At 45.0% G+C, this 12016-nt stretch carries 9 protein-coding genes, 1 tRNA gene and 3 pseudogenes; 10 read left to right on the forward strand and 3 right to left on the reverse strand.

Features of this window, described 5'->3' with window-relative positions; translation table 11 throughout:
- Positions 1 to 108: 108 nt before the first annotated feature.
- The 6 genes and pseudogenes from BM022_RS16535 to BM022_RS14770 form a co-directional block, all read left to right on the forward strand.
- Positions 109 to 483: pseudogene (locus BM022_RS16535) on the forward strand (site-specific integrase); the annotation flags it as partial.
- 345 nt (positions 484 to 828) lie between these two features.
- A complete protein-coding gene (locus BM022_RS14750) occupies positions 829 to 1302 on the forward strand; it encodes a hypothetical protein (protein WP_091140514.1) in 474 nt (157 codons plus the stop codon).
- Complete coding sequence (locus BM022_RS14755) at positions 1302 to 1616, forward strand: hypothetical protein (protein WP_091140516.1); 315 nt, start codon at positions 1302 to 1304, stop codon at positions 1614 to 1616. Before BM022_RS14750 ends, BM022_RS14755 begins: the two co-directional genes overlap by 1 nt.
- A gap of 168 nt (positions 1617 to 1784) precedes the next feature.
- The gene (locus BM022_RS14760; protein WP_091140517.1) at positions 1785 to 2336 is read left to right on the forward strand and encodes a hypothetical protein; all 552 of its coding nucleotides are present in this window, start codon (positions 1785 to 1787) and stop codon (positions 2334 to 2336) included.
- Positions 2324 to 2860, forward strand: coding sequence for a hypothetical protein (locus BM022_RS14765; RefSeq protein WP_091140519.1), 537 nt, complete (start codon positions 2324 to 2326; stop codon positions 2858 to 2860). Before BM022_RS14760 ends, BM022_RS14765 begins: the two co-directional genes overlap by 13 nt.
- A gap of 119 nt (positions 2861 to 2979) precedes the next feature.
- Positions 2980 to 4179, forward strand: a complete 1200-nt coding sequence (locus BM022_RS14770; protein ID WP_091140520.1) for a hypothetical protein — start codon at positions 2980 to 2982, stop codon at positions 4177 to 4179.
- A gap of 574 nt (positions 4180 to 4753) precedes the next feature.
- Here BM022_RS14770 and BM022_RS14775 read toward each other — a convergent pair.
- Entirely contained in the window at positions 4754 to 5935 is a 1182-nt protein-coding gene (locus BM022_RS14775; RefSeq protein WP_091140522.1) for a hypothetical protein, read from the reverse strand.
- A 1450-nt stretch (positions 5936 to 7385) separates the two neighbouring features.
- Here BM022_RS14775 and BM022_RS14780 point away from each other — a divergent pair.
- Positions 7386 to 7461, forward strand: a tRNA-Lys gene (locus tag BM022_RS14780).
- Positions 7462 to 8203: 742 nt separating this feature from the next.
- Here the strand turns inward: BM022_RS14780 and BM022_RS14785 are convergent.
- Complete coding sequence (locus BM022_RS14785; protein ID WP_143079610.1) at positions 8204 to 8536, reverse strand: hypothetical protein; 333 nt, start codon at positions 8534 to 8536, stop codon at positions 8204 to 8206.
- Between the two features lie 413 nt (positions 8537 to 8949).
- Positions 8950 to 9285: a GNAT family N-acetyltransferase gene (locus BM022_RS16540; protein ID WP_143079611.1), complete on the reverse strand. Its 336-nt coding sequence runs from the start codon at positions 9283 to 9285 to the stop codon at positions 8950 to 8952.
- A 450-nt stretch (positions 9286 to 9735) separates the two neighbouring features.
- Between BM022_RS16540 and BM022_RS16545 the strand changes: the two are divergent.
- From BM022_RS16545 to BM022_RS14815, 3 genes and pseudogenes are all read left to right on the forward strand, one after another.
- A pseudogene (locus BM022_RS16545) lies at positions 9736 to 10053 on the forward strand (SOS response-associated peptidase family protein); the annotation flags it as partial.
- Positions 10054 to 10091: 38 nt separating this feature from the next.
- A complete protein-coding gene (locus BM022_RS14805) occupies positions 10092 to 10823 on the forward strand; it encodes a Crp/Fnr family transcriptional regulator (RefSeq protein WP_091140530.1) in 732 nt (243 codons plus the stop codon).
- Between the two features lie 443 nt (positions 10824 to 11266).
- Positions 11267 to 12016, forward strand: a pseudogene (locus BM022_RS14815) (transposase); the annotation flags it as partial.

Consider the following 12016-nt stretch of genomic DNA (forward strand, 5'->3'; position numbering starts at 1 on the left):
AGTCAACATAATCGGCAGCCAAAAAGCCACCATATTCGCCCAGGTGGGTCAGTTTTACTCCGGCTCAGTGGGTCAGTATTACAGCGGCGCTAACAGCTATCTAAGCGTACTATCCATTTAAAAGACACTAAGAATGGAACAGCTAGAACAATTCCATTATCACTAAAGGCAATAGAAGTATTGTCTTCTATCCCTAAGCATATATCCAATAAGCGTGTCTTCTATACATGGAAGCCTAGAAGCGATGCAATGAATGGTGCATTTAAGACCGCAGTGACTAAGGCAGGTATTGATAACTTCCATTTCCATGACTTGCGCCATGAAGCTACTACCCGATTATTTGAGAGGGGATGGGATTCGATGAGCGTATCAGCGATTACGGGACATAAGTCATTGCAGATGCTACGGCGCTATACTCATCTTGCGCCAAGTGTCCTTATTAATAAGTTAGATGCCCCATTAAGGACGGTCATGGACGTTTAGGATAGCTTCTGTAATGAATCTATTCGCATCAATATCACATAGATAATCTTCTGTAATGTCCTATCCATAAGGGGTATAGAAATATATCCCTTTTTTTATATTTATTTTCTTCTATCGTGCATCATTAACGTATCTAATCGTCATCTTCTGCTGCATCTATTACTGCATTTAATCCTTACGTATCAACGTATTAAAGTTCCACATAAATGAAAAAATAAAAAGCTTGCAATTTAAGCAAAAGTATGATATAATAGTAACTTACAATATAAAAAGTTACCCAATTTTATCAAGATATCTAAAGTAACACTTTAACAGAAACGAATTCATATGTAAAGGAATATTTAAATGGCTGCAATTATTAATGATGATGAAGTGACTTTTAAGACAAGCATCTTCGATCAGGAAGAAAGTACCAGCGAATCGACGGCGTTCCTTGCCAAGAAACAGAACGCTATTAATGAGCAAGTGAAGGGGATGACAAACGTCTTTCATGATTTGCGTAAAGATGACAGCGACACTGAACCAGACTGGCAGCGAATGCTTCTGAATGCTAAAGATAGTCGGGAAAAGATGGAAGTTAGGATTACGCGGGAGCGTTGGCAAGAAGAGCAAAAGTACAAACTGTTTGAGGAAGCGCAAGCGATCCGGGAAGGGAAAGTTAATGGTGTCTTATCTACACCTCCTAACCTTCGGAATAAGTTCTTTTACGATGAGCTACAAAAGAATGATCCTAATACCTATTGGGATAATAAAGTACAACGTCAACGTCTCAACGATAAGAAAAGCTTAGGGTTGGGTTTTCACTTAAGGAGCAAATAATGGAAGATGACGTCCAAGCAATGAGAAAGAATCTAGTTTTCTTACGGGAGTCCTACCGGCCTGAAGATGCTTTTAAACAGTCTGCTGGTCTTAAGGTAAGTACATCCGTTGCTGCTCTTATCAGGCAGCTTGCAGCTAACAATCATAGTCAGGGTGCAATAGCTGACATCCTTAACGAAAAGGGGTTGTTACGGAATGGTAGGGATTTATGGAAACAATACCATGTGAGTCGTTACTTCAAGACCCATAACATCAAAGCGGTTCATTCATGGCGTGGTGGACGGTCATCCGATGACGAACCCGAAGGCGTTTAAAGAGGCTATAGCAAAGAAGTGTCGTCAGTGTGTGGGGGCTTATTCCCGTAAGTACGACGCCACAGCAGCAGAATTAATAGATGTTTGTGATAAGAGGACATGCGGTTTATATAAGTTTAGGCCGCGTCTCCCAACAGCACAAATGGAATGGGTTAAGGATTTGATAGAATGAGTACCACATTAACTTTAAAAACAAAGTCTTACAATAAACAACGTTCATGGTCGGATCAATATTTGCCGATGCTGAATCAAGTAGCAGCGAATATCATATTTAATGACCCTAAGTTGATGAATGTATGGTTTAAATTCCCTTCTTTAGGTGAAGATCGTAAGTTGGGGATTGATATGCATTTGGCGATGGATTCTGTGAAACTGTCATATAGGGTACGGGAAGCTAAATACCTTCCTTACTTCTGTGAAGGTTTCACCATCAGGACTGTATCGGGGTTTGGCCCGTCGGAATTGGAGAAGGTGCAACAGGATAATTATGCTGATTTCCTTCTGTACGCTGTCGCTTCGCCGTCTGGGTATGGTGCCATTGACTGTGCAGTATTAATCGATCTGAAGCTATTAGGAGCACAACTCAAAGCATTCCCGCACCTGATAGAAGCAGCAGAAAAGAAGAATGGATTCATTGATTTTAAATATGATGATTTTCCTTCTTCAATAGTAGTAGGTATGTGGAACGTCAAACAAAAGGAATCGTCATGCCACCAGTAGCAATATTAGCAGTAGTAGCAGTGGGTGCCGCAGTAGCGGGCACTATGTCTCAAATGAAGGCTGCAAAGAAACAACAGAAGGCAGCACGCCGTATGGAGGATGCACAGCGGGATCAACAACGAATCGAACAAGCAAGGGCTAATGTCTTAGCTCAACGGGATCGTATACAAGCAATCCGTGAGGAGCGTATTCGTAGGTCTGACATTATAGCTGGTGCTGGTCAAGCTGGAATGAGTCTTACTGGTGGGAGTTCTGGATTAGCTGGTGCTACTTCTAGTGTTCGTTCACAGGTCGGTCAGAACTTAGGGACGTTAGGAAGTATGCAATCATTTGGTGAACAACTATCTGCTTCTAGACAACGTGAAGCGGACGCTGAAAGTGATTACCGTACAGCTGGTGCGAAGGGTCAAATGTGGCAATCCATCTTTAGTACTGTTGGTGGGGTAGCTCAAACGGGACTAAAAGCTATGGGTGGGGGTGCAGGTGGGGCCGCTGGTGGTGGTGGTACCTTGAAGGGTGTGTAGGGTTATTAACTAAGGGACGGTCATGGACAATCAGCGGGATGTTGCCTTACAGCAACTTTTGAAAGAAATAAAAGAGATTTTGGAATCAGTACCATCAGTGTTCGATAAATGGTTAAAAGATGACCAACGAATTAACCGAAGCAATTCCATTCCAAGTTCATAGAAAGACAGATTATCCGCCGATGGCCGACCAGCTAAAGGCGGTATTTAATCAAGTCTTAGAACTGAGAAGGAACAGAAAGCAGCAAGTGAGGAAACCGATAAGGGTGAGACGTCACCTGGACGCGGTTATATTAGATTGTTGGATCGCAGCTAATCATTCTGATAATCCGTGGCGTACTGTAAGTAGAAATAAAACAGACTATCGAAAGGAAACCAGATATAGGCGAATCTATCTTAAATATGATTTGCTGATGGGTATTCTGGATGATCTTGTTGAGTTGGGATACATTGACCAGAAGATAGGGTTTCATGATCGCGTTTCAGGAATCGGGCGACAAACCCGAATAAAGGCAACTAACCGGTTGCTGGAAATCCTGAACCATTTCGATATTAAGCAAATAGTACGTGACCCAGAAGCGCCTTTAGATGAGACCATCATCAAGAAAGACGCTGATGGGAAACTAATAGATTATGTGGATGATCGATTCATCACTGCGGACAGGGCATTCTTATTTGAGTGCAATAACAAGTTTATGGGGGTACCTATTAATACGGATAACATTGATATCAGGTGTAAACATGATCCTACCAGCATTACCTTGAAGCGGATATTTAAAGGAGAAGGTGGGGGTCGTTTCTATGGGGGATTCTGGCAGACATTACCGAAGCCGGAAAGACAGAAACTATTACTAGATAATGGGCCTGTAGTTGAACTGGATTATTCGGCCTATCATCCTACAATTGCCTATGCCTTCAAAGGAATAACCCTTACAGATGATCCTTATACAATTGATGGGTGTGAGCGTAGCGATGTGAAGAAAGCATTCTTAGTGCTGTTCAATTGTCGTGATCGGAAACACGCTATCAATACTATTCGTTCTTTCGGTGTAAAGAACGTAGCTCATTTAGTAGCTGCTATTGAAGCAAAGCACGAACCTATCAAAGGATATTTCTATGATCCGGGGTTTGGGATGACCTTGCAGAACACAGACTCATGGATATGTGAAAGCATAATGAAATCCCTTATGGCGGACGGCATTGTCTGCCTTCCTATACATGACTCATTCATAGTTGCTGAGGAACATGCTGAGGTGCTGCGGGGTGTGATGCTAAAGGTGTTCTTCGATAGGCTAGGGGTTATACCTAAAGTATATTAACTATATCTAATACAGGGGTACTTCGGGTACCCCTTCCTTATTCACTAAATACTAATACTAAGTAGTACTACCCTACTGCATTACTAAGTCGTTATCTTTTTGTAATAATAGTATAAGAAGGTACCCCAGCAGCGATATCCCTTCCAGATTACGTGGTTGTTATGTGAGTATTACCCCGCACCAGTATGAAGAATACCTTACAGGTATCCCCTTGGTAGTCCCTAGACACCGTCTGTTCTGCGCTGGAATGCCGGCTGTATAGATGCATAGTGTCGAAGTCCGTTAACTATGGGATAGTCTATACAAGACTTCCAGTCCTTACTAAGCGGCAACCGTACGGGATCGTTACCAATAATCTTGATACTTCGCTTTGTTATTCTGTAGCGTGCAGGGTGCTGTTACACAGCAATAAGCCGTAACAGCGATATTACAAAGGACGGCAAATATACGCTCAATTTAAGGGGCCGTCAAGCATTTAATTCCATATTAATATGCTTACCCCTTAACCAACTGATTTAAATCGATTGTGGGGCTTGCTGAGGCGTTTATAGAACAAGTTGGGAGTTAATTAGGGTCAAGCGGCACGTTTATATATCATTTTCTTTACGTCGCCTTCTATAAATTGATTAGGCTTCCAACCACGAATTAACTTATCTAAATAGAACGTGTTTAACGCACTAATGGCAATACCAGCTAATGGACCAAATGCAGTATTCACGCCTAACCCTACGCCGACAAATATACCCCACCTTAAAGCTTTTCCTGGAAGTCCATCGATGAACGTTTTCCTTGTTACTTCTTCGTGATATTGTTTTATTAAATCTTTATCTGGTGCTATCCCTACCAACCACTCCTTAAATCGTTTTGACTTAATCAGTAGTGCTACCAAGTCATCTACATTGATACGGTTCGAATTCACTGCTTCTCTCAACGCCTTTGCATCGTTGAATACAAACCCCGTAAAGTTCGTTAACTTTTCGCTACTGCTTTTGCTTTTAGAAATAAGGTAGTCGATTTTTTGTTCACCTAATTTACTACTTAAGCCGCTGGCTGCTAATTCGGAAAGCTGAGATGAGGCGAAATAAAGCTCAGTTTCTGTTTCAAGTATGTGAGACAAGATCAACGCTGGGGTTATGGACGAATGTTCTACTGGTACCCTTTGATGGTAGACCTGATTTATCTTGCCGAAGTCAACGTTTGTGTACACTTCAATCCCATTACTACCAAGTTCCGTAGCGAACAATAGTTTGGACGTGTCACCCACTTCCGGCACAAGTTCTTTAATGATCAGCCTTGCAGCAGGTTCAATATAATTAACATCAAGAATGGCTTTTCGTGCCCCTTCTACGACAATAGGATCATGTTTTGTTACATGTATATTAGCTTCTATTTTCTGAGCTAGACGCCGTCCTTTCCCACTTTTACCTGTTATGTCGATGCACATTGTCCTCAATTTATCTTGATATGTAGGGCTGTGTAGTGTCATCAGCGCGATGTCATGATATTGAAACGTGTTTTGTGAAGTGGTGTGGATCGCTGCTAGGGATTCAGTGAACAAAATAGTTAGTACTTCTTCATTTATGAGTATTAGAAGTTTGTCGCTCCCAAAATAAGTTATTAATTGCCTAAGGGTGCTTTCGTTGGCGACGACCGTGACTTTTTGATAAAACAACATGCACTCAACTAACCATCCGATATCCAAAGGATTGATAGTGTCGTACTTATTCTGTCTTGAAAAAGTAATGGCCTCAAACATGAGCTACCTCATCGTTAATGTGTTTGACAGTTAACTGTCTGCTCAGAAGACCGGTGTGGTCATTCTTTCCGAAATTAAGCTTTACATATAAGAAAGGCCCTACCAAGGCAGGGCCAATTTCCTTACTTATTACTGATTACTTCTTCTTCGGAACGGATCGTTTAATTGTTTCTGTTACCGTCGTATTAGGGTGACGTTTTGCTTCTATCGGTTTAGTAAACTGACCAGTAATTGCACTACGAACGACCTTTGTGTTGCCGCTGCTTTTTTGAGTCTTCATCTTTGCACCTATCAAAGGCGACCAGCGATACTTGTATTGACCAATAGGTCAAATTAATACAACATACGCAAGCCAATTATTCGAAATATCCGATAGATTGGCCCTACTGGCCTTTGATTAGTATTTCCTTCGCGGGGTCTAACTAATCAAGGGCCTTCCCTTATCCTCTCACTTGACCGTAGGGCCTTTGTCAAATGAGCGAATTATCTTCTCATGGCTTTCTCCCTATCCGTCGCCGCACTGCGGCCTGTATGTTCTGTAGCAAGCTGCATCTTGGAACTTCCTCATCTATATGGGAAAGGGCTATTTCCCTGTGTTTGAAGCTGAACGGTTTTCATCGTCTAACCACTACATCTAGTATCTAAATTGATCAATGTTTACTAATAGTAGTACCGGGAACGGATTTGTGCAACCCTTTTGTTACCCGTTCCAAAAGGATTTTTACGCGATTGCCGGTAAACCTTAATGGCCGTGTATCACCTGATATAAAGGGACATTCATCAATTCCATCAAAATGCGGATTGCATTAAGCTCAGCCAGACCAGCAAAAAGATCGATAGGGCCTACAATAGACCTGGCTTATCCTTCGCAAACTAGATGTGGTATTGGCTGCAAAGTAGAAGCTGAAGGGATTACAAAGAAGGATAAACGACGAAGCAGGCGAGCCACAGAACAGAAGGATAAGGCTACAGGCGCGGCTGATTGCAAGGTCATCGTAAAAATAAACTTACCTTCTTTGCAGAATCAATCACTGGATTAAAAAGCAGAAGGGGCTATTTCTTAGAAGGTATTGGAATCTTGACGCCATCCACCTGGCTGCGTTACCTGGTACGGTAATATAAAACCCGTCCAGTTCGTCTGCTTCAGATTCTATGAAACGTCATTCAACAGAAGGTATCAAACAAGCTGATTGTTAGATCAGCCGGATTCTATGCATTTTTATGAGATTTTATTTAGGTCTAATGCAATAGGATGAGCAAGCAGGTCGCCCCCCGCTTACCCCTTCGCTTAGTGAGAATGATTATTATTATTATTTATCGTTCACAATCCATTCACAATCGTTCACGCTTAACGGCTAGCTTCACCTCAACTGGTTTGGTGTATAATACATCTGGCTTCACACAGTAAGATGTTGATAGTAAGAAAGATATTATCCGGTTTATTCAAATCGGGTCGTTAGCTCAGCTGGTAGAGCAGCGGACTCTTAATCCGTAGGTCGAGCGTTCGAATCGCTCACGACCCACCAAAAATCAAAGTGTTACGAGGATATTTCCTTGCACCACTTTATATTGCTTATAAAATGTAACCGGTTTGTAACTGATATTCATCAATCGCAGGCTGTTCAGTTAGCTCAGCGGGACATTGAAGTCCCGATGGCATTACGTCACTCGATCGCTAACTGGCAACGTTTACTCTAGATAACTTAGAATTCTGTCCCTGAGGGCGGCTCGGGAGGGGCAGATTTCTTTGAGCCACCGCGGGTAAGGTCCTCAACGTTCAGGACCGACGGCTTTTAGCTGGTCCTTGTTAGATCGACAGACTCCTAAGCTGACCGACCCATTACTCCCAAACGTTTCGCGAAGCCCCCTCGGAAGATAATTCGCGTATCCAGCGCGAAATACCCTTTACCAAAGAGTACTGACGGATTTTTCCTCTCCTGAGCGAATACGCCGAAGCCATCCTTCGAGGTCGTTACTTAGTCGAGAATCCCATCGCAACTTCTTGGGATGCTGGCCCTGTAGCAATACGATCACGCTCGTTTGGACAGCGCTATTGTCGAAAGGGAATATCGGCGCGAGTTTTTGCTATATGAAATGTGGGGGTAATGCCCGAGGGCAGTAAACAGATTTATTCCGACGAGGAGGATCGAACAGAGACTCAAGAACGTTTGCCGACAATGATTGCATCAATCACTAGTTGATATATACCCCCAAACAGCGCTGAGTTAAGACATGCTCAGGAGACGAGAGGTGCGGTCTGTCGGAGAATTAAGAAGTCCGAGATTTAAGGTCAAACCAGCTTGCGAGCTCATCGACTGTTGAGGACAGCTCACGCCTTTGTTCGATCGATAGTTTTTCTGCCTTGATGGTGTACATGCCTCGGTCTGCCGGGTCTCGTAATCCGACCGGGTCAATCAACGCATTGAGTCTGTTTAGCAACTCCCGCGCATAGTCGTCCAGATCTGCCGAGTCTACTTTACTTATAGCAAAAGCACATTCAGCAAAAGCATTAGCGATAGACGCAGCCTCGCCTTTAGGGTGAGGAAGCATGAGATTACTTCGTGCTGCTTTAAATTTTTCTGCCGGATATGAGAATTTCAATCGAGACCCCTTGGTTAAAGCGCGCCAGCATTAAAGACAAGAGCGCAATACTACGCGGAGAGCAAGCCTAAGAGAACATATATCTGCCACAGCTTCTCGCCTTTCCTTTCATCAACACAACAAAAAAAGATAAAAGAAAAGGTTTCTACGGGCTCAGCCGTTCCCGGGTGATTTATTTCAGCCTCGGCAATACTATGTGTAGCCAAACCTCAATTTAAATTGCCTGTAGGGCTTCTGGTAGAACGTCCTAACTTTGTTGTTATGGCTACGAAGGGAAAAGCCAGGAATGCGATGTTACGAGCGGCGATCGAAAGGATTAATCTAAGGGGAATGCGAATGTCAAGGGGGAGAAGGAAGAGATGGCGAGTTGAATTGGCGAATTTGGATGATAAAGCTTAGTGCGGCGCAGTCTGTTAGCTATTGATCTTGTGCAGATCCATAAAGAGTATGGGGTGCTCATTCTCCTTGTTTGCGGTTGTATCGAGCAACGTAAATCCACATTTCTGATAGAAGCCCATGGAACTAGCTTTGGAATCAACCACGAGAAAACGGCATCCCACGTTGGGCATAATCATAGCCTTCGTCATAGAAACCGACCAACGGATTAAGTTTTTTCCAATTCCGCGGCTCTTGAGACTTTCGTCAACCGCTAATCTTACGATTTTTATACAGGGATATTCTTTGTAGGGAAAATTGGAGATGATGTGCTCGTTGAGCAGCTCAATCCTGGCTACATACGAGGGACACATACGCGAAAACGCGTCGCGTTTCTTGCTGAACCAGAACAAACGTTTTAGTGATATTTTCTGAGTGAAACTGGTGCGCGTGTTTCTTCAGGAAGGTTTTTAGGGGGACAAATTCAGCATGCCCAAGAGAAAGCCGGGTGACGTTGTCACCCGGCTTCAATCCACGAACTCAAACTCCAATCAAATTACCTGTCTCTAACAGTAACGGTCGCGAAACCCTTGCCTCGATACTCGTTAAGCAGCTTATTTCCTTCTCTAAGAGCTTCGCAAGCCGCCTTTTTGGGGCGACCGTAAGTCACCTGGTTGCTGAACTTCTTTGCATCTTCTCCAGACAGCCGCACCCCACCAAACTTGGATGTATGTACAGCCATATCGCACCTCTCAACGTTATAAGTTATAAGTTATAAATTACTACTGTGGAAACAACCGCGGGGGGAAGGAAATTCCTGCTATATGCGTCATCCCGAAACGCAGCAAAGCAGAAGCCATGGATTAAATGCACGGGTAGAGAAAGCGCTGACGCGGCGCTATTTCCGCCATATGTTCCGCAAGGGTCGAGTGGTTGTGCCTGGCGGGGGTCGGTTTGAATGGACGGTCGAGGGCGGCAAGAAACAGCCAAGGTATGTCTCGCGCAAAACAAATAAAACCGGTCTTTATGGCTGGCCTGACGAACTTCAGGCCAGATTCCTAGCAAGAGGTCGAGGTGGCTTCATTATCGTTACTGCGGGTTGCCACAGGAATGGTAACATTCATGATCCCAGGCCAGTATCCCTAAAAAGTAGCCTGTCTAATTATTACGCCGAGATCCGATGCGCTTGTTACACAGCCCCACACAAAATAAAATTCTTGGGGCTCTTCCCGATGAAGAATATCGGCGCTTACTACCATTTCTTGAATTGGTCGACATGCCGCTCGGTCAAGTCATCCACGAACCGGGAACCCGGCCAAGCCAACTCTATTTCCCTGCAACCTGCATCGTGGCGCGCATATACGAGCTTAGATCGGGTATAACCAGGCGCGTTTCGATGACTGGCAATGAGGGCGTGACCGACATATTCCTTCTGTTAGGCTGCGATAGCACGGCCGCGACGGTCATAGTACAAAACCCGGGGTACGGGTACCGGATTAAAGCGAAGATTTTGAAGCAGGAATTTGAGGCCGGAGGTCCCTTACAGCAGTTGTTACTACGTTTCAGCCAAGCTTTGCTTTGTCAAACGGAGCAGACCGCGGTAGAAGCGTGCCAAAGTGTCGAGCAGAAATTGTGCCGCTTTTTCCTGATGATTTTGGACCGTTTAGCAACTGACTCAATCGCAATGACTCATGAGTTCGTAAGCAACATGCTAGGCGTCCGCCGCGAGAGTGTTAGCGTCGCCGCGCACGTGCTACAGCTTGAAGGTGCCATACAGTATCGGCGTGGACATATTACGCTATTGAACCGAAAAGTGATGGAAGACCGGGTCAGCGAAGGTTACGTAGCACTGAAAAAGGAATACGACCTCTTGCTGCTGAATAGGCCCTGCCTCGGCCCTGTTAGCTGTTAGGCCTCCGCAAATTCAAATAAAACCGAGAGAGCAGAACTCTCCTGTAGGCCCTCGATTAACTGCAGGGATGAGAGCAGGCACAATTACGTATTAGTATGCTTCGAAGCACTCTTAGTTGTCTTGCGAAACAGATTGAAAGCCGCGCGCCGCGGTCCCGGTTTCCTCTTGTCCCTGCTCTGCCAAAGATGGATGCGGAACCTGCCTTTGATGCACTGATTGAGGTTATTTCCGACCCAACGGCAGTAGAGGCAAGGGAGTAGGGTAGGTGTTTGCCTGTGGGTTCCCGTGGCGCCCGACTCCGGAGGCTCGTCTACGCAGGGCTTCCCCTAAACCTCAGCGGACTCGCTTACGGCGCAGTAGCAACTCTTTTTCCCACGGCGCGCCCGTAACCACAGGACGAATGGCAGTGCTTGGGTCTTGAGTGACGAGTAGTCCATCTATACATTGGAATTTTGCGTGAAGGAGAAGTCGACGGGGTTATCATCCGAGACATCTGCCGTAAGCACAACATTACCGAGCAGACGTTTTTCCGTTGGCGATCCAAGTTTGGCGGCATGACGGTATCGGATGCGCATAAGCTCAAGGAACTGGAAGCGGAGAACGTGCGACTGAAAAAGATCGTTGCCGAACAGATGCTGGCAATCGAGGGTTTAAAGGAGATTGCAGCAAAAAAATGGTGACCCCGGCAACCAGACGCGAGGCGCTTGAGATTCTGACAAACAAGGGGTTATCACAGCGGTTGGCATGTCGGATTGCCGGGGTGAGTCGGCGTATTGGCAGTTATGAGCTAAAGCAGCCCGACAAAGACAATGTTGTTGCCGCACAGCTAATTGAAGCGTCGGGACGTTATCCGCGATTTGGTTACCGGCGTATAGCAGTTATGACGGGTCAGAGTAGTGGTCGGGTATGGCGGTTATGGAGCCGGCTGGGGCTGAATTTGCCCAGACGCCGGCCCAGAAGGCGACGCTGTGGTACGGATATGCGCATTCCAGGTGCAACCCGGCCAAACAGTGTCTGGACGTATGATTTTGTGCATGATCGCCTGGCCAATGGCAATGCACTGAAGATGCTGTGCGTGCTGGATGAACATACGCGAGAGTGCCTTGCAATCGAGGTAGGTAAATCCCTGCGCAACCAGGATGTCATCCTGACCCTTTCAAGACTGATGCGCATCTACGGAAAGCCAACCTTTA

The organism is Nitrosospira sp. Nsp14 (genome assembly GCF_900113575.1).
In the GTDB taxonomy this organism is placed as follows: Bacteria; Pseudomonadota; Gammaproteobacteria; order Burkholderiales; family Nitrosomonadaceae; genus Nitrosospira.